The 17,309-nt window shown below is 69.9% G+C and carries 17 protein-coding genes and 1 pseudogene; 9 read left to right on the forward strand and 9 right to left on the reverse strand.

Going from position 1 to position 17,309, the window contains the following annotated elements:
• The first annotated feature begins 18 nt into the window (after positions 1-18).
• Positions 19-1,803: a malto-oligosyltrehalose trehalohydrolase gene (gene treZ, locus ABZX79_RS01075; protein WP_355249724.1), complete on the forward strand. Its 1,785-nt coding sequence runs from the start codon at positions 19-21 to the stop codon at positions 1,801-1,803.
• A 224-nt stretch (positions 1,804-2,027) separates the two neighbouring features.
• On the opposite strand, the gene ABZX79_RS01080 is transcribed toward treZ, so the two are convergent.
• On the reverse strand, positions 2,028-3,185 hold the full coding sequence (locus ABZX79_RS01080; RefSeq protein ID WP_355249725.1) for an aminopeptidase P family protein: 1,158 nt from the start codon (positions 3,183-3,185) through the stop codon (positions 2,028-2,030).
• A 4-nt stretch (positions 3,186-3,189) separates the two neighbouring features.
• On the reverse strand, positions 3,190-3,900 hold the full coding sequence (locus ABZX79_RS01085; protein WP_355249726.1) for a nucleoside/nucleotide kinase family protein: 711 nt from the start codon (positions 3,898-3,900) through the stop codon (positions 3,190-3,192).
• A 39-nt stretch (positions 3,901-3,939) separates the two neighbouring features.
• Here ABZX79_RS01085 and ABZX79_RS01090 point away from each other — a divergent pair, with 39 nt between their 5' ends.
• The 5 genes from ABZX79_RS01090 (at position 3,940) to ABZX79_RS01110 (ending at position 10,649) form a co-directional block, all read left to right on the forward strand.
• Positions 3,940-4,332 (forward strand): VOC family protein, encoded by a 393-nt coding sequence (locus tag ABZX79_RS01090; protein WP_355249727.1) that lies wholly within the window; start codon positions 3,940-3,942, stop codon positions 4,330-4,332.
• A gap of 61 nt (positions 4,333-4,393) precedes the next feature.
• A complete protein-coding gene (locus tag ABZX79_RS01095; RefSeq protein WP_355249728.1) occupies positions 4,394-7,432 on the forward strand; it encodes a glycoside hydrolase family 38 C-terminal domain-containing protein in 3,039 nt (1,012 codons plus the stop codon).
• Positions 7,433-7,612: 180 nt separating this feature from the next.
• A complete protein-coding gene (locus ABZX79_RS01100) occupies positions 7,613-8,665 on the forward strand; it encodes a membrane dipeptidase (RefSeq protein WP_355249729.1) in 1,053 nt (350 codons plus the stop codon).
• A gap of 19 nt (positions 8,666-8,684) precedes the next feature.
• Positions 8,685-9,527: a helix-turn-helix transcriptional regulator gene (locus ABZX79_RS01105; RefSeq protein WP_355249731.1), complete on the forward strand. Its 843-nt coding sequence runs from the start codon at positions 8,685-8,687 to the stop codon at positions 9,525-9,527.
• A 57-nt stretch (positions 9,528-9,584) separates the two neighbouring features.
• Positions 9,585-10,649, forward strand: coding sequence for a methyltransferase (locus ABZX79_RS01110; protein WP_355249733.1), 1,065 nt, complete (start codon positions 9,585-9,587; stop codon positions 10,647-10,649).
• Between the two features lie 30 nt (positions 10,650-10,679).
• Here ABZX79_RS01110 and ABZX79_RS01115 read toward each other — a convergent pair whose 3' ends face one another.
• The 3 genes and pseudogenes from ABZX79_RS01115 to ABZX79_RS01125 all read right to left on the reverse strand — a co-directional run bounded on the left by ABZX79_RS01115 (position 10,680) and on the right by ABZX79_RS01125 (position 12,607).
• Positions 10,680-11,405 (reverse strand): VOC family protein, encoded by a 726-nt coding sequence (locus ABZX79_RS01115; RefSeq protein WP_355249735.1) that lies wholly within the window; start codon positions 11,403-11,405, stop codon positions 10,680-10,682.
• A gap of 41 nt (positions 11,406-11,446) precedes the next feature.
• Positions 11,447-12,063: pseudogene (locus ABZX79_RS01120) on the reverse strand (TOPRIM nucleotidyl transferase/hydrolase domain-containing protein).
• A 40-nt stretch (positions 12,064-12,103) separates the two neighbouring features.
• On the reverse strand, positions 12,104-12,607 hold the full coding sequence (locus ABZX79_RS01125) for a MarR family transcriptional regulator (RefSeq protein WP_355249737.1): 504 nt from the start codon (positions 12,605-12,607) through the stop codon (positions 12,104-12,106).
• A gap of 92 nt (positions 12,608-12,699) precedes the next feature.
• On the opposite strand from ABZX79_RS01125, the gene ABZX79_RS01130 reads away from it, so the two are divergent.
• Positions 12,700-13,110, forward strand: a complete 411-nt coding sequence (locus ABZX79_RS01130; RefSeq protein WP_355249739.1) for an organic hydroperoxide resistance protein — start codon at positions 12,700-12,702, stop codon at positions 13,108-13,110.
• 58 nt (positions 13,111-13,168) lie between these two features.
• Here the strand turns inward: ABZX79_RS01130 and ABZX79_RS01135 are convergent, their stop codons facing one another.
• Complete coding sequence (locus tag ABZX79_RS01135) at positions 13,169-13,297, reverse strand: hypothetical protein (RefSeq protein WP_355249741.1); 129 nt, start codon at positions 13,295-13,297, stop codon at positions 13,169-13,171.
• Positions 13,298-13,492: 195 nt separating this feature from the next.
• Between ABZX79_RS01135 and ABZX79_RS01140 the strand changes: the two genes are divergently transcribed.
• Complete coding sequence (locus tag ABZX79_RS01140; RefSeq protein WP_355249743.1) at positions 13,493-14,026, forward strand: DUF1707 domain-containing protein; 534 nt, start codon at positions 13,493-13,495, stop codon at positions 14,024-14,026.
• Positions 14,027-14,146: 120 nt separating this feature from the next.
• On the opposite strand, the gene ABZX79_RS01145 is transcribed toward ABZX79_RS01140, so the two are convergent.
• Positions 14,147-14,701, reverse strand: a complete 555-nt coding sequence (locus ABZX79_RS01145) for a DUF3291 domain-containing protein (RefSeq protein ID WP_355249745.1) — start codon at positions 14,699-14,701, stop codon at positions 14,147-14,149.
• Positions 14,702-15,369: 668 nt separating this feature from the next.
• Between ABZX79_RS01145 and ABZX79_RS01150 the strand changes: the two genes are divergently transcribed.
• Positions 15,370-15,906 (forward strand): hypothetical protein, encoded by a 537-nt coding sequence (locus tag ABZX79_RS01150; RefSeq protein ID WP_355249747.1) that lies wholly within the window; start codon positions 15,370-15,372, stop codon positions 15,904-15,906.
• A 310-nt stretch (positions 15,907-16,216) separates the two neighbouring features.
• On the opposite strand, the gene ABZX79_RS01155 is transcribed toward ABZX79_RS01150, so the two are convergent.
• Positions 16,217-16,585, reverse strand: a complete 369-nt coding sequence (locus tag ABZX79_RS01155; protein ID WP_355249749.1) for a hypothetical protein — start codon at positions 16,583-16,585, stop codon at positions 16,217-16,219.
• A 90-nt stretch (positions 16,586-16,675) separates the two neighbouring features.
• Entirely contained in the window at positions 16,676-17,197 is a 522-nt protein-coding gene (gene cpt, locus ABZX79_RS01160; RefSeq protein ID WP_355250060.1) for a chloramphenicol phosphotransferase CPT, read from the reverse strand.
• Between the last annotated feature and the right edge of the window lie 112 nt (positions 17,198-17,309).

Consider the following 17,309-nt stretch of genomic DNA (forward strand, 5'->3'; position numbering starts at 1 on the left):
CGACGAGAGGGGCCGCCAGTGCGGTTCGAGGTGTGGGCACCGAAGGCCGAGCAGGCAGAGCTTCAGCTGGCGGGCAGGACGTACGCCATGGAGCGTGATCCGGCGCGGGACGGGTGGTGGACGGCCGACGCCGAAGCGGGTGACGGCGCGCGTTACGGCTTCTCCCTGGACGGCGGCCGTGTCCTGCCCGACCCGTGCTCGCGCCGGCAGCCGGACGGGCCGGACGGTCTCAGCGCGGTCGTGGACCACAACGTCCATGTATGGCAGACCGATTGGCCCGGCGGCACGCCACTGGCGAGGGCGGTCCTCTACGAGCTGCACGTCGGTACGTACACCCCCGAGGGGACCTTCGACGCGGCCGCCCGGCGGCTCGGCCATCTGGCGGAGCTGGGGGTCACCCATGTCGAGCTGATGCCCGTCTGCCCGTTCCCGGGAACGCACGGCTGGGGGTACGAGGGTGTGTCCCTGTGGGCGGTGCACGAACCGTACGGCGGTCCCGAAGGGCTCAAGCGTTTCGTCGACACGGCGCACGGTCTCGGGCTCGGCGTCGTGCTCGACGTGGTCCACAACCACCTCGGCCCTTCGGGCAACTACCTGCCCCTCTTCGGCCCGTACTTCACCGACACGCACCACACGCCCTGGGGTTCGGCCGTCAACCTCGACGCTCCCGGGTCCGACGAGGTACGCGCGTACCTGCTCGGCAGCGCGCTCGCCTGGCTGCGCGACTACCGCATCGACGGACTGCGGCTGGACGCCGTCCACGCCCTTGCGGACACGCGCGCGCTGACCTTCCTGGAGGAGCTGTCCACTGCCGTGGACACGCTCTCCGGTGAGCTGGGCAGGGCACTCTTCCTGATCGCCGAGTCGGATCTGGGGGACCCCCGGACGACGGCTCCGCGGGAGTCGTGGGGCCTGGGTCTGCACGCTCAGTGGAACGACGACTTCCACCACGCCCTGCACACCGCCCTCACCGGCGAGTCCCAGGGCTACTACGCCGACTTCGCCCGCGCGCCCCTCGGTGCGCTCGCCAAGACCCTCACCCAGGTGTTCTTCCACGACGGTACGTATTCGACGTTCCGGGGACGCTCTCACGGGCGTTCCGTGGACCGCACGAAAACCGCCGCGCACCGCTTCCTCGGTTACGCCCAGACGCACGACCAGGTCGGCAACAGGGCCCTGGGAGACCGGCTTTCCGCCACCCTCTCCCCCGGGCTGCTCGCCTGCGGCGCCACCCTGGTGCTCACCGGCCCGTACGTCCCCATGCTCTTCATGGGTGAGGAATGGGCGGCACGCACCCCCTGGCAGTTCTTCACCGACCACACCGATCCGGAGCTCGCGCAGGCCGTGAGCGAGGGCAGGAGGCGGGAGTTCGCCGCGCACGGATGGGCGGCCGAGGCCACGCCCCGCCAGGGGCAAATCGACAACTTTCCCGACCCGCAGGACCCGCGTACCCGTGAACGCTCCTGTCTGGACTGGTCCGAGCAGGAGAACGAGCCGCACGCGCGCGTGCTGGCCTGGTACCGCGAACTGATCGCGCTGCGCCGCGAGCGGCCCGACCTCGCCGACCCGGACCTGGCGGCGGTCAAGGTCGCGTACGACGAGGGCGCGCGCTGGCTGGCGTACCGGCGCGGTGACATCCGCGTCGCGGTGAACCTGTCGAAGGAGCCCGCCACGATCGGCCTCGGCCGCAACGGCCTGAGCCGCGTGCTGGCGGCCTGGGAGCCGGTCGACGCGCCGGGGACCGACGGGCTGCTGCGCCTGCCGCCGGAGTCCTGCGTCGTACTGGGCCCCGCCAACGGCTGACGCCCGCCCCCGGACCGGGGCTCCGCCCCAGACCCCGCTCCTCAAACGCCGCAGGGGCTGGACAGTGGGACCGAATCCAGCCCGTCCGGCGCTTGAGGACACGCCCGAAGGGCGTCTGTGTGGTCTGGGGGGCTGGGGCTTGCCCCCAAGTCGGGAAGGGGCGGGTCGGGGAAGAGCCCGCCGCAGGCGGCCTGGCCGTCACCGCGAGCGCGCGGGCGGCCGCCTCAGCTGACGACGGCCATCTCGCGAGCCGTCGTGTTGAGGCGGCGCCCGCCGTCCCCCGTGACGGTCACGATGTCCTCGATGCGTACCCCGAAGCGCCCGGGCAGGTAAATGCCGGGCTCGACGGAGAAGCACATGCCCGGTACGAGCGGCTGCCGCTCGCCCTCGATCATGTACGGCGGTTCGTGCGTGGTCACGCCGATGCCGTGTCCCGTGCGGTGGATGAACCGCTCGCCGTACCCCGCCTCCGTGATGACCGCGCGCGCCACCCGGTCCACCTCCTGGCAGGCGATCCCCGGCCGCACCGCCTCGAACGCCGCCTGCTGCGCCTCGCGTACGACGTCGTGGACGCGCTGTTCCTCGGCGCTCGGCGCGCCGACATGGACCGTACGGGAGGTGTCGGAGCCGTAGCCGTGCTTGAGGCCGCCGAAGTCGAGGACGACCATGTCGCCCTCCTCGATGACGCGCTCACCGGCCTCGTGGTGCGGGTTGGCGCCGTTCGGGCCGCTGCCGACGACCGTGAAGTCCACCTGCTCGTGTCCGAACTGCGTGAGCAGATGGGCGAGTTCGGCGGCCACCTCGCTCTCTCGCCGCCCCGAGAAGCGGACCTTGACGATCTCCTCGTACGTCGCGTCCGCGGCCGCGCCCGCGGCCTCCAGGCGGGCCAGCTCGGCGGCGTCCTTGACGGCCCGCAGCATGGGCAGGGCCTCGGTCAGCGATACGTACGAGGTGGCCGGCAACGCCTGCTGGAGGCCGAGCAGGTGCATCGCCCAGGTGTTGTCGCTGACCGCGAAGCGGCCGTCGAAGTCGAGGAGCGGGGCGGTGACGGCGTACGGGTCCTTGCCGTCCGTCCAGTCGCGCAGGGTGAGGGCGGCGGCGCCGGGGGCCAGCTCGGCGTCCGGCGCCTCCAGGGTCGGCACGACGAGGACCGGGTCCTGTTCGACGGACAGGACGAGCATCGTCAGCCGTTCGCTGGTGGCGGTGGGACGGTAGCCGGTGAGGTGGACCAGGTCGGGTCCGGGCGCGACGAGTACGCCGTTCAGGCCGGCGTCGGCGGCCGACTGCGCGGCGCGGGCCATGCGGGCGCGGTAGTCGTCGGCGGTGAAGGGCGCGGGGGCGGGAGCGGATGCGGCGGACGCGGGCGCGGGCGCGGAGGACATGGCCTCATCCTGCCGGGCGCGCGGTGTCCTCGCCAGGCGATGGGGGGGTTGCGCCCAGGGCGAAAGCGACGACGAGGTCGGCGCGGTGCCGGCACCCCGCGACGAGGCGGGCGTTGGCCTCGTCCGACGCGTGGACGAAGCGTTCGGCGGCCGGGCGGGACTTGCCGAACCTCTCGTGCCGGTCGACGAGGCGACGTACCCGCTCCTCCTGGTCGGCCTCCAGGAACCACGCCTCGTCGAGCAGGTCCCGAACCGACGCCCAGGGCCCCTCGTCGAGAAGCAGGTAGTTCCCCTCGGTGACGACGAGCGGTACGTCGTGGGGACCGGGTACGGCGATGCTGCCCGCCACGGGTTCCTCGACCGCCCGGTCGAAGGCGGGCGCGTAGACGACGGTGTCCGGCGTCTCGGGGGAGCGCAGGCGCGCGAGGAGGGCGGCGTATCCGGCGGCGTCGAAGGTGTCCGGGGCGCCCTTCCTGCCCGTACGCCCGAGGCGCTCCAGCTCGGCGCCGGCAAGGTGGAAGCCGTCCATGGGGACGAGTACGGCGAGTCCGTCGAGGCGGTCGACGAGGTGCGCGGCGAGGGTGGACTTGCCGGCGCCGGGCGCGCCGGCGATACCGAGGACGCGGCGGCGTCCGGGGGCGATCAGGCGGCGGGCGCGGTCGACGAGGTGGCGCGGTTCCATGGAGCCATGGTGCCGCTCGGCGCGCGAATTCATCCCGTTCGGGAAGGGGCGGGGTGGGGAAGGAAGAAACCCATGCCGCACATCGCCCTCGTCACCCTCGTCGTCCGCGACTACGACGACGCCATCGCCTTCTACACCGGCGCCCTCGGCTTCGAGCTGGCCGAGGACACCGACCGGGGCGACGGCTCCCGCTGGGTCGTGGTCCGCCCGCCCGGGTCCACGGACGCGGGTGCGGGCCTGCTGCTGGCCCGCGCGAAGGACGACGCGCAGCTCGCGCGCGTGGGCGGGCAGACGGGCGGGCGCGTCGGCTTCTTCCTGCACACCGGGGATTTCGCGCGCGACCACGCCCGGATGACGGCCGCGGGCGTCCGCTTCCTGGAGGAGCCGCGCCATGAGCCGTACGGTTCGGTCGCCGTCTTCGAGGACCTGTACGGCAACCGCTGGGACCTGCTCCAGCCGGCCTGAGGGCACAGAGGAAGCACGCCGCCGTGCCGTCCCGCCGTGCCCCACACCATCGGAGTCACTCATGCATGACGACCGAAGCATCGTGGAACACCGCCTGCGCCGCGTCCTCACCGAGCGCATCAAGCCCGCCGTCCGCTCCCGGCCGCTGCCGATGACCATCGGGAAGTGGGAGGCCCCGGGCGAGCCGGTCCCGGTGGCGGAGGGCCTGTCCGCCGTGTACGAGCCGGCTGCGGCGGGGCAGGCATGGGGCCCGGCGTGGGGCACCACGTGGTTCAGGGTCACGGGGCGGGTGCCGGCCGATTGGCGGGGCCGTACCGTCGAGGCCGTCATCGACCTCGGCTTCGACCGGCAGATGCCGGGCTTCCAGTGCGAGGGCCTGGTCTACCGCCCCGACGGGGAGGCCGTGAAAGCCCTCAATCCGTTTAACGACTGGGTGCGGATCGGTGACCCGGCCGAGGGCGGCGAGGAGGTGCTGCTGTACGTCGAGGCCGCTTCCAATCCGGTGCTGGCGGGCCATACGCCGACGTACGAGGGAGACAGGCTGACCTCCTCCGCCGATCCGCTGTACCGCGTCGCGCGGATGGACCTGGTGGTCTTCGAGGCCGAGGTGTGGGAGCTGGTCCAGGACCTGGAGGTGCTGGGCTCGCTGATGACCGAGCTCGCGGCAGACGACGCGCGCCGCTGGGAGATCCTGCGGGCGGTCGAGCGTGCCCTGGACGCCGTCGACCTGGCCGGCATCGCCGGTACGGCCGCCCGCGCCCGCGCGGAGCTGGCCGGGGTCCTCGCCTCCCCCGCGAACGCGTCCGCGCACCGCATCAGCGCGGTCGGGCACGCGCACATCGACTCGGCGTGGCTGTGGCCGCTGCGCGAGACGGTGCGGAAGGTGGCGCGTACCTCCGCCAACATGGTCGCCCTGATGGACAGCTACCCCGACTTCGTCTTCGCGATGTCGCAGGCGCAACAGCTCGCGTGGATCAAGGAACACCGGCCGGAAGTGTTCGCGAAGGTGAAGAAGAAGATCGAGGACGGGCAGTTCGTACCCGTCGGCGGGATGTGGGTGGAGTCGGACACGAACATGGTGGGCGGGGAGGCGATGGCCCGTCAGTTCTTGTACGGGAAGAAGTTCTTCCTGGACGAATTCGGCATCGAGACGAAAGAGGTCTGGCTGCCGGACTCCTTCGGCTACACGGCGGCGATGCCGCAGCTCGTCAAGTTGTCGGGCTCGCAGTGGTTCCTGACGCAGAAGATCTCGTGGAGCCAGTCCAACAAGTTCCCGCACCACACCTTCTGGTGGGAGGGCATCGACGGCACGCGCGTCTTCACGCACTTCCCGCCGGTCGATACGTACAACTCCGACCTCGGCGGCGCCCAGCTGGCGCACGCGGCCCGCAACTACCGGGAGAAGGGGCGGGCTTCGCGCTCCCTTGCCCCCTTCGGGTGGGGCGACGGCGGTGGAGGCCCCACGCGGGAGATGCTGGCGCGGGCGGAGCGCCTGCGGGACCTGGAGGGCTCTGCGAGGGTGACGGTCGAGAAACCGTCCGCCTTTTTCGCGAAGGCGGAGGCCGAGTATCCGGACGCGCCGGTGTGGGCGGGCGAGCTGTATCTGGAGCTGCACCGCGGCACGTACACCTCGCAGGCGAAGACCAAGCAGGGCAACCGGCACAGCGAGTCGCTGCTGCGGGAGGCGGAGCTGTGGGCGGCGACGGCGGCGGTGCGCGTGGCCGGCTACTCCTACCCGTACGAGGACCTGGAGCGGATCTGGAAGACGGTCCTGCTGCACCAGTTCCACGACATCCTGCCGGGCTCGTCGATCGCGTGGGTGCACCGGGAGGCGCGGGAGACGTACGCGCGGGTGCGGGTGGAGCTGGAGGCGATCACGGCGGCGGCGCAGGGGGCGCTGGCGGGCGAGGGTTCGGCGGAGGTGACCTTCAACGCGGCGCCGCACGCCCGTCGTTCGATCCCGGCGGGCGGAGCGGCGGTGGCTCCGCCTTCCGCCGCTGCCCCCGTCACCGCCGTAAGCCACGAGTCCGGCGGCTACGAACTCGCCAACGGCCTGCTGCGGATCGTCGTCGACGGGCGCGGCCTGGTGATCTCGGCGTACGACGTCGGGGCCCGGCGGGAGGCGGTGGCGCCGGGCGGGGCGGCCAACCTCCTGCAGATCCACCCGGACTTCCCGAACATGTGGGACGCGTGGGACGTGGACGAGTTCTACCGCCACAACGTGACGGACCTGGTGGATGTCGACAGCATCGCCCTGACCGAGTCGACGGAGGACCGGGCGGTGGTGACGGTCTCGCGCTCCTTCGGCAACGGCTCAACAGCCGTGCAACGCCTCACCCTCCTCTCGGGCGCGAAGGTCCTGGACATCGAGACGGAGGTGGACTGGCACGAGACGGAGAAGTTCCTGAAGGCGGCCTTCCCGCTCGATGTGAAGGCGGACCGTTCGGCTGCCGAGACCCAGTTCGGGCATGTCTTCCGCGCCACGCACACCAACACGTCGTGGGAGGCGGCGAAGTTCGAGATCTGCGCGCACCGCTGGATCCAGGTGGAGGAGCCGGGCTGGGGTGCGGCGATCGTGAACGACTCGACGTACGGCCATGATGTGACACGCGCCGTACGCCGGCAGGACGGCGGCCAGACCACGACCGTACGCCTCTCCCTCCTCCGCGCCCCGCGCTACCCGGACCCCGCCACCGACCAGGGCACCCACCGCCTGCGTTTCGCGCTGGCGCCGGGGGCGACGGTCGTGGACGCGGTGCGCGAAGGGCACCGGATCAACCTTCCGGAGCGTACGGTCAGGGGCGCCGGCACCGCTGTCGAACCGCTGCTCACGTCGGACGACGACCGCGTCGTGGTGGAGGCGGTGAAGCTGGCGGAGGACCGCGGCGGCGATGTGATCGTGCGGCTGTACGAGGCGGCGGGAGGCCGGGCGTCGGCGACGCTCACGACCGGCTTCCCGGTCATCTCGGCGACGGAGACGGACCTGCTGGAACGGCCCCTGGCGGACTCGCCGACGTACGAACTGACCCGGCAGGGCTCCCTGGAACTGACCCTGCGCCCCTTCCAGATCCTGACGCTGCGTCTGGCGCGGGGCGTCTAGGGCGGGGTGGGCCCTGTGGAGCCTCAAACGCCGGACGGACTGGATCTGCCGCGCATCGGCCACTCTCAGCCCCTCCGGCGTTTGAGGAGCGGGGTCTGGGGCAGCGCCCCAGTTCGGGGAAGGGGCGGGTAGGGGAAAAGCTCCGCAGGACACGCCGCCCCCCACGTAGCATCCGGCCACATGCCCTCTCCCGAACTGCACCACGAGGCCGTCGTGGCCGACACCCACAACGACCTGCTCATCGCCGTCACCGCCCGCCCGCCCCGCCGCTGGGCAAGCTTCTTCCGCGAACAATGGCTTCCGCAGCTGCGCGACGGCGGCGTGAACCTCCAGGTGCTGCCGGTCTTCATCGAGGACCAGTTCCGCCCGGAAGGCGCGCTCCGCGAGACCCTGCGCATGATCGAGTGCGCGCACACGCTGGCCGAGGGCAACGCCGACGAGGTACGGCTGTGCCTGGACGGCGCCGACATCGACGCGGCGCTGGCGGCGGGGCGGATCGCCCTGGTCCTGGCCCTGGAGAGCGCCCCTGGCATAGACGCGAACGTAGAACTCGTCCCCACTCTCTTCCGCCTTGGCGTACGTATCGCCTCCATAGCCCACTGGGGCCGTACGCCGCTGGCCGACGGCAGCGGCGAGGACGCCACCGGAAGCCGCCTCACCGCAGCGGGTGTCGAGGCCCTGGCCGAGATGGAACGCCTGGGCATCCTCTTCGACGTATCGCACCTGAGTGCGTCCGGCGTCGCCCACGTACTCGAGCTGGCCACCCGCCCCCTCCTCGCCACCCACTCCTCGGCCCGCGCGCTGCGCGACCACCACCGCAACCTCACCGACGCCCAGATCCGGGGCATCGCCGCGACCGGCGGCACGGTGTGCGTGAACTTCCTCCCGGAGTTCCTGGCCGACGACCCGGCCGAGTGCACCCTGGACCGCCTGACCGAACACGTCCGGCACATCACCGAGGTCGCCGGCGCCGACCACGTGGGTCTGGGCCCGGACTTCATCCAGGAGGTGATCGGCGACATCACCCCACCCTGCTGCGAGCCCGACTACGGCTTCCCGTGGTCCCTCCCGGGCATCGAGGGCCCCCGCGGCCTGCCCTTGCTCACCGAGGCACTGCTGGCCCGGGGCCTGCCGGAGAAAACCGTCCGCAAGATCCTCGGCGACAACGTCCTCACCCTCTTCCGCGAGGAACTGGGCCGCCCGCGGAACTTTCGTCCAAGACAGGACCGCTGAAGTCGGCGACGGTAGAGGCATGCACAGCCACGAAGTGGGGGCCGCCCCCACGCCCACCACCCGCTTGGATCCCGATGCCGAGGACGGCTGGGAGGTCGCCCGTCCCCTCGGCGGCACATCCCTCGACGGCGTCCGGATGGCCGGATTCCGTGACCGCGTCGCCGCCGGGCTGGATATGCGGGTGATCCCCCAGCCTGCCGTGATCGTCGTCATCGGGTTCGGGGCCGACCCGGTCACGGTGGAGAGTGCCACGGGGCACCAGCCCATGAGCAGCCTCGTCGCCTCGTTGTCGCCCGGTCGGGCCCGCATCCGCGGCGAGCGCGTCGAGTGTGTCGAAGTGTGCTTGTCACCCCGGGCCGCCTATGCGCTGCTGGGTGTCTCGCCGCGCGAGCTGTACGGGTCCGTCACCGGTCTTGGGGACCTGTGGGGGCAGCACGAGCGACGTCTCCGCGAGCAGTTGACGGACGCCACGACGTGGCAGGAACGCCTCACGCTGGTGGACGAGTTCCTCAAGAAGCGGGCTGCGGGGGCACCGTCGATGTCGCCCGAGGTCGCCGCCGCCTGGGACACCATCGTGGCCCGTCGAGGCCGGATACGGGTCGGTGACCTCGCCGCGTCCTGCGGATGGAGCCGCAAGCGGCTGTGGTCCAGGTTCAGTGCCCAGATCGGCCTCACGCCCAAGCGTGCCGCCATGCTGGTCCGCTTCGACCACGCCGCCCGGGCACTTCGCGCGGGCGAGAGCGCCGGCGACGTCGCCCTGGCGTGCGGATACGCCGACCAGCCCCATCTCCATCGCGACGTACTGGCCCTCGCCGGGTGTACGCCGGGCGCCCTGGCCGGCAGGGCTGCGTCCGCCCGCTGACCCGTGCCCGCACCGGTTCCGCACGTACCACCACCACACGAAGGAAGGTAAGCACCTGTGGCGAACACCGATGTCCGAGAAGCAGGCATGGCCGACCGCGATCTGATCGTACGGCTCGCGTTCGGGAGCATGGCCGCGCAAACCCTGCGCGCGGCGGTCCGGTTGGGGGTGGTGGAGCTGGTCGGCGATACGCCACGCCGGGCCGCCGAGGTGGCCGCCGACGCCGGGGCCGAACACGGGCCCATGACGCGGCTGCTGCGCGCGCTGGCCGGCCTCGGCCTGCTGAAGGAAGCGGCTCCCGATTCCTTCTCGGTGACCCCCGCGGGCGCTCTCCTCGACCCCGGCCGCCCCGACTCGCTCACGTCGTTCGTGCGGATGTTCACCGAGCCGGCGATCGTACGCGCCTGGGAGCACCTGGACGACAGTGTCCGTACCGGCGAGATCGCGTTCGACGCCGTCTTCGGCACAGACTTCTTCAGCCACCTCGCCCAGCACCCCGAGCTGTCGGCGGAGTTCAACGCGGCGATGAGCCAAGCCGTCTCGGAGACCGCCGCCGCGCTGCCGTTCGCCTATGACTTCGGCCGGTTCACCACGGTCACGGACGTCGGTGGAGGCGACGGAACTCTCCTGGCCGGTGTACTCGACGCGCATCCGGGCCTCACCGGCGTGGTCTTCGACACGGCGCAGGGCCTGGCCGAGGCGCCGAAGACGCTGGAGCGGCACGGGCTGAAGGGGCGCTGCTCTCTGATTGCCGGGGATTTCTTCCGTTCGGTCCCCGAGGGCTCGGACCTCTACCTGATGAAGAGCATCCTGCACGACTGGACGGACGACCAGGCGGTCACGATCCTGAGCCACTGCCGCGAGGTGCTGCCACCCGGCGGTCTCATCCTGATCGTGGAGCCCGTGCTTCCCGAAGTCGTCGACACCGACGCCGAGGCCGACGTCACCGACGGCGGAGTCACCTATTTGAGCGACCTCAACATGCTGGTGAACATGGGCGGCAGAGAGCGCACCCGCAAGGACTTCGAGGACGTGTGCCACCGCGCGGGCCTGTCCATCACCTCGGTCACCCCGCTCACGGAGGCCGCACCGTACTCGCTCATCGAGGCGGTGGCCGGCTGACCGCCGTTCGTTTTCCGCAACGCGGTCGCTTTATCGGGGGGTCAACACACAGAACTCATGGCCATCGGGATCGGCCATCACCACCCAGCTGACCTCGCCCTGGCCGCCGATGTCGATTCGCGTCGCCCCGAGGGAGACGAGACGGTCCACCTCCGCTTGCTGATCACCGTGGGCAGGTGGAGCGAGGTCGAAATGCAGCCGGTTCTTCCCGGTCTTCGGCATCAGTGGCGGGCCGCCCCACGTGACCTTCGGACCGCCGCGCGGCGAGCGGATCGCGGTCTCCTGGTCCTGGTCCCAGACCAACGGCCAGCCCAGCGCCTGGCTCCAGAAGTACCCGACGTCCTGGGAACCGTCGCACGCGAGCGCTCCGATGAATCCGCAGTCGGCAAGGAACTTGTTGCCCGGCTCGATGACGCAGAACTCGTTGCCTTCGGGGTCGGCGAGCACCACATGACCGTCCTCCGGGCGTTGACCGATGTCGATGTGCCGGGCGCCGAGTGCGAGTGACCGCGCCACCACCTGCTGCTGGTCCTCGAGGGACGTGCTCGTCAGATCGAAGTGCATCTGGTTCTGGCCCGTCTTCTGCTCCTGGGTCGGAAGAAATCGGATCCGGAACCCGGTGTCATCGGTGGGCAGGAGCGCGATGCCGTCGTCGGAGTCGTCGGCCATCTCCCATCCCAGGACGCCGGCCCAGAAGCGCGCGAGAAGGAGCGGGTCGTTCGCATCGAAGCAGAGGGCGTGCAGGTGAGAAGTCACGTTTCGGGATCTCCGATCTGAGGGCGGTATTAACGACCACGTCACAGGCTCGTGAGGAGGTTGTCGAGCGGAGCCGGTGCCTGGTCGGGATCGAGGGCCTCGACGAGGAGGCGGCCGTAGCGGATCTTGCGGCCTTTCTTCGTACCGAGGAAACGCCGCAACTGCTGCTGCCGGGGCCGGCCGTGGTGTGCGGGCTGGTGCAGGAAGGTCTGCCAGGCACGGAAGTCGCCCTCGGCCCGGACGATCTCCTCGACCCTTGCCGTGCCCAGCGCGCGGATGAGCTCGTCCTCCAGGTCCGTCCGCACACGAAGAAGCCCCGGCGCGGCGCCCGTGCCCGCTCCAGGCCCCGGTCGTAGAAGCGCTGCTCGCCCTCGTCGCACAGCCCGGCCAGGCGCAGGCCAAGGCCGGGCGGCCCGAGGAGGCCGGCGTAGCGGCCGACGCTCATCGCCCCGCCCATCTGCACGACACACACCCCCTCGGCGGCCAGGTCCCGGCCACGCCGAGCGGCCAGCGCCTCAACGGCAGCGAGGTCGCTCGGCCCTTCCAGCAGCACCGCCGTCCGCACCCCCAGTCGCACAGCCAGATCACTCGCCGGCCCGCCTGGACCGCCGGCCGCCCAGCCACTCAGCTCGTCCCGGAACGCCCGCATGTCCGCCATGGGAGTGAGTCTGCACCTCCACCGACGGCACGGCACGGGATTATTCGACGGCCCCGCTCCCCCGGTCAGGAGCCTTGTCCAGTGCACCCGTCAAGCGACGCAGGAGTCCTTGGAGACCGAGGATTTCCTCGAGCGATAGGCCCGTCGCGGCCAGAATCCTGCGCGGCACCGGCAGCGCGCGCTCACGCATTTCCGCGCCCGCTTCTGTCAGCCGCACCGTTACGGAGCGTTCGTCGGCGGCGCTGCGCTCGCGTCGTACCAGGCCGGCCGTCTCCAGCCGCTTGAGCAGCGGAGAGAGCGTGCCGGAGTCGAGCCGCAGCTGCTCGCCGATCGCCTTGACGGGCTGCGGGCCGTGCTCCCAGAGCACGAGCATGGCCAGGTACTGGGGGTACGTGAGGCCGAGGTCCTTGAGCGCGTCGCGGTAGACGCCGCCGAAGGCGCGCGAGGCCGCGTGCAGCGAGAAGCAGACCTGGTGATCGAGGCGGAGCAGCTCCGCATCGGGGACTGCGGGGAGGACCGGGCCGGTGGTGGGGGCGGGCGTCATGGGTCCAGAGTAACCCGTCGCCCATCATTAGGTTGTGCACAATTTAATGATGTGCAACTCTTAAGCCTCCCGCTGACGAACGAGGAGAACCCATGAACGCGCTGTACACCGCTGTCGCCACCGCCAATGGCCGCGAGGGCCGCACCGTGAGCTCCGACGGTCAGATCGACCTCGCCCTCGCCATGCCCCCGGCCCTCGGCGGCAACGGCCAGGGCACCAACCCCGAGCAGCTCTTCGCCGCCGGGTACGCCGCTTGCTTCGCCAGCGCGATGGGCCAGGTGGCGCGCCAGATGAAGGTCGACACCAAGGACGTCTCAGTGACCGCCGAGGTCTCCATCGGCAAGGACGACACGGGCTTCGGGCTCGCGGTCGTGATGCGCGTGGAGCTCCCGGACGCCCTGGCGGGCGAGACGGGCCGCAAGCTGGTCGAGGCGACCCACGCCTACTGCCCGTACTCGAAGGCCACCAGCGGCAACATCGAGGTCGAGCTCGTCATCGAGTAACGCGGGCCACTGCAGAAACCGTGAAGGGCCCCCCCCTCGGGGGGGCGCCCTTCACAATTCACACGGCCACGACATGCACATCTGGTGGCTCCAGCACTGCGAGGTACGACTTCAGGTCGTCCGGATCACTGGTGAAGATCACCGCACTGCCGTTCCGGGCCACGGCCATCGCAACCCAAGCGTCCAACCCGTAGGGCTTCTTCTTCGGCGGCAGCCGATGCACTCAGGACGGCCGGCGCTCGTTTCGCGCATCGAAGGCGCCGAGCCGCGGGCCTGCGGAGCACCCGGGCCAGTGGTGTACCAGTGCTGGCTGGGCCGCCAGACCTGCGCAGGACCCGTCCCGCCCAGGAGCTGTCCTCGCTGTCACGCCATTGGCCAGCGGGTGGCACCTGCTAGTGCTTCGACCGCACAGGTTCGCGACCGCGACACGGCCGTGCAGCGCCTGCCGGAGGCGTACGCCGAAGGGCAAATCCCGCACGAGGAGCTGGACGATCGCCTCCACCAGGTGCTCACTGGCAAGACGCACAGCGAGCTCGTGTCGGCTCTGGCCTCGCTCCCGGAGAAGAATGCCGGCACCACGTCCACGATTGCCGCCGCTGGCGGACGGATCCGGCGGCGCGGCGCATGGCGGGTACCTCGGATCCTCAAGGTCGCGTCCGCATTTGGAAGGGTGCACCTGGACCTGTCCCGGGCGGTCATCGAGAATCCGGTAGTCGACATCGAGCTGCAACTCGGCACCGGCAGGGCAAAGATCACGGTGCCTCGCGACGCGATCGTCGACGTCGAGGATCTGCACACCGGGTGGAAAGACACGCTCTACAAGACCCGGCGGCGCTCCCGCCCCGGCGGGCCGAGGATCCGGATCTCCGGGACCATGGGGTTCGGACGGCTGAAGATCCGCCACGCGCGGCGTTGAGGCCCCATCGGTCGCCAGTTGGGTCAGGCTGCGATCTTGAGAGGACACTGCGAATGCGGGCGCGTTCTCGACGTTCGGCGGTTGTCCGTCGTCATTCAATCGAGGCGTTTGACAGCGAACCTAGTCGCTCCTCGGTCCGATGCCTTTGAGCCTGCTAGGTGTTCCGTCCGGATCGAAGGAGTGGTGGAAGGTGAAGGCGTACGGCGCGGAGCCGTGGTCTTGGAGCTGTTCCAGCCTGGAAACCCCGTCCTGCCAGGTGGGTATCGTGCCGTCGGTGACCCACCAAAACACGTAACCCGGGTGTTCTGTCCTCTCGAACCAGTCGTAACGCCTGTTGAGCGCCGCGCGGTGCAGACCGGTGTAGATGGAGTCGAAGGCGGCTCGCAGGTCGGTCCAGAGCGAGAGGGTCGCGGCCAGGGCGGTGGTTTCCACAGTGCGGCCTTTCCCGTACCAGGCCGGAACAGCAAACTCTCCCCACTCACCCCAGTCCGAGTCGAAATCCGTCCGTGCGCCCAGGCTGCGATCTGCCGCTTCAGCACGAGCGATATATCCGGGGTGCTGGCCGATCTCCCGGTAGACGGCCTCACCGCTCTCGTGGAACTCCCGCGTAAGACGTGCGGGATCGGTGAGGGGTGACTTCAGGACGCCGAACGTGTACAGAGCAAGATGAGGCATGCGTCTCTCCCTGGCCGAGGGGCCTGGTGTGGAAGTCCCTGACGCTTTCGCTGTCTGGGCGTGGACTCGATTCGGTGGCCTGCGCGTGGGGCGGGGAGCTGTGGGCGTGATCGACTCATCCCCTTGCGGGTGACTCAGGCTGATGGAACCCCTGTGCGACTGCGGGCGGCGCCGAATGTCAGGAGAAGATAGCCCCGACTGCAGGCCCTGTCGAAGTTGCCTTTTCCCTGTCCAAGTGGCCTCTTGCAGAGGCCCCCACGGGAGCTGAGCAAAAGCGTGACCTACGCGCGCAGAGCGAGCGGCGGATGCCCGGCGACGTGGTCCGTACTGGCTGGCCTGAACCAGCCCCTCTGTACGACGAATCACCAGTGATCCAAATGACTGCGATCGCCTGATCAAGATCAATGACCAGTTGCACACGCAGATCATCGCGCACCCAGACGTGCTGTTCCCGCTGGTGAGCCAGCTCGACGCCAGCGGCGTCGACTGAGTTGGATGGCAGCGACTGAGTTCGCCCTGTCATCCAATCGAGGCGTTTGACGGCGAACTTAGGCGTCCCCGCCCAAGGTCGCCTCGAGTGGGCTGGGATTCGCCAGACGCGTGCCTCATCGGCGGTCTACCGTGCGGAACGCCGCGCTGCCCGCCGCGGTCACATAAGGAGGAAACCTGTGCCATCACCCTGTGACCCCCAGCACGCTTCCGCCGGCGATGTGGGCGCAGCGCTCATGATGATCGACTCTCGGCTCAAACAGATGCATGATGGCAAGACCGAGACCGACCCCGACCAACAGGCGATGATCGACCAGTACATCGCGTCCCTGGGCCCCACGGGCGCCGATGACGTGCTGGACGGCGCGTGCACGCTCATTTACATGTTCATGCAATGGCTGCGGGCGGTCTACGAGGACCACGACAAGGATGTCATCGAGTACGTGGTGCCCAACCTTGTGGCCACGATGCGCATGATGCCCAAGAGTGTCCGCCCCGAGGCCATCCCCACCATGGTCGGCCTACTCGTCGCAGCGGGCACTGGTTTGAGCCCCAGCCTGTGGCGCAGACAGTACGGAGACTGGGCAGCGGAAGAGCTGACGCCCCTGGAAGCCACCACCTTCCTGCTCGCGGAGCACATCAACCGCCTCACCGACGACCCCGACTTCGCTACCCGCATGGTCGCTGAGGCTCTGTCCAGTGCGGACGAAGGCTGAGTGCCGCCATCGCCCGCCGGAGTCCCCTCGAGGAGCGGCATCGCACTGGCCAGTGACGGTCCCCGCCGCGCATCCGTGGCAACGGACAGTCAGGACGTCGCGGATAGCGCTTCAGTTGGCGATTCCCGCCGACTGAAGCGCTCAGTCACAGCGATTGAGATAGCCAGTGAGCACGAGATACGGCCGTTGAGCACCGGCTCGGAACGGGCGGGCCCCGCAGTCCCGTAACGGCCCGGTAATCAGGTCGGCGGTGATTCCGGTCGGCGGACCACCTCTGCCCAGTGCCAACCGGACAGCGCTACAGCAACCGTCAGCCACACCACACCACACCCAGCCATGGATAGGCTGCGGCGCCGGCACAGTCGTCCAGGTCAGCTTCGCCGTGGCGGCATCTGGGTGGCGTCCCGATGACGATCTGGACCGGCCACGCGAGGATCATCGCGGCGACCAGCCCGCTGACGGCCCCGAAACCTCCCGCCGCCGTGGAGCGGTCCAACCTGTTGTACGGCTCAGGGGGTGTCGGGCGATAGAAGGAAGCGATCTGCAGTGCCAGCGCCATGCCCAAGGCGAAGCTGAGCCAGTCGTATCGTCCGTCTCCGAGCGACAGAGCGATCACTGCGGCGAGAGCCGCCGACCACCACGCTGCCTGGCCGGTTGCTTCCCTGTTCTGCTGAGACACGCATCCCCCGCGGCCCCTCGGTCTGTTGGCTCCATGGCTAACCGTGCTGCTCACCGGTAGCCCCGGCGGGGCCGAGAGCTGATCCGTCGATCAGCTGACGTGCGCGGCGATGGTTCGCGCACACGCCAGGGATTCGGTACGCGTCGTGTCGACCTCCAGGTCATAGATCACCCCTTGGTGAACCACATCTGCCTGCGACGCGGCCATTCCCTGGACCCGATCTCCTCGTGCGACCTCACGACCTGCGGCGACCGCACTCTCACACCTGACGCCGACCCACAGCACCGCCAGTCCGCCAAGAGCCTTCTGCCACCGCCGCTGGGACGCCGCTCCGCCGAGGAACACGTCGTCGATGATGACCCGGGCGCCTGCACCGGCCATCGCCACGATGCCTTCAATCCAGGCCGCCTCCAGCGCCCGGAAGTCCGCCCCGACGCTCACTCGGCCGTCCGCCGCGATCTCGATCCCCGCGTCCGACGCGTGCATCTTCGCGGGCATCGCGTCGACGAACGAATCGACCCCGAACGCCAGCCAGGGATCCGGCAGTACGGCTTGCAGGCACCGCACGATCCCGGACTTCCCCGAGCTGGAACCACCATTGAGAATGATCATCTGAGTCGTCGTCACCGCGCCACAGTAGGAGGGCCTCCCCAAGACACGAAACGAATTTCGACAGGACCATCGCCGCGTACGCTGCGTCAGCGTACGGGTACGCGGGGTGGCC

It is taken from the genome of Streptomyces sp. NPDC002994 (assembly GCF_040611155.1).
Classification (GTDB): domain Bacteria; phylum Actinomycetota; class Actinomycetes; order Streptomycetales; family Streptomycetaceae; genus Streptomyces.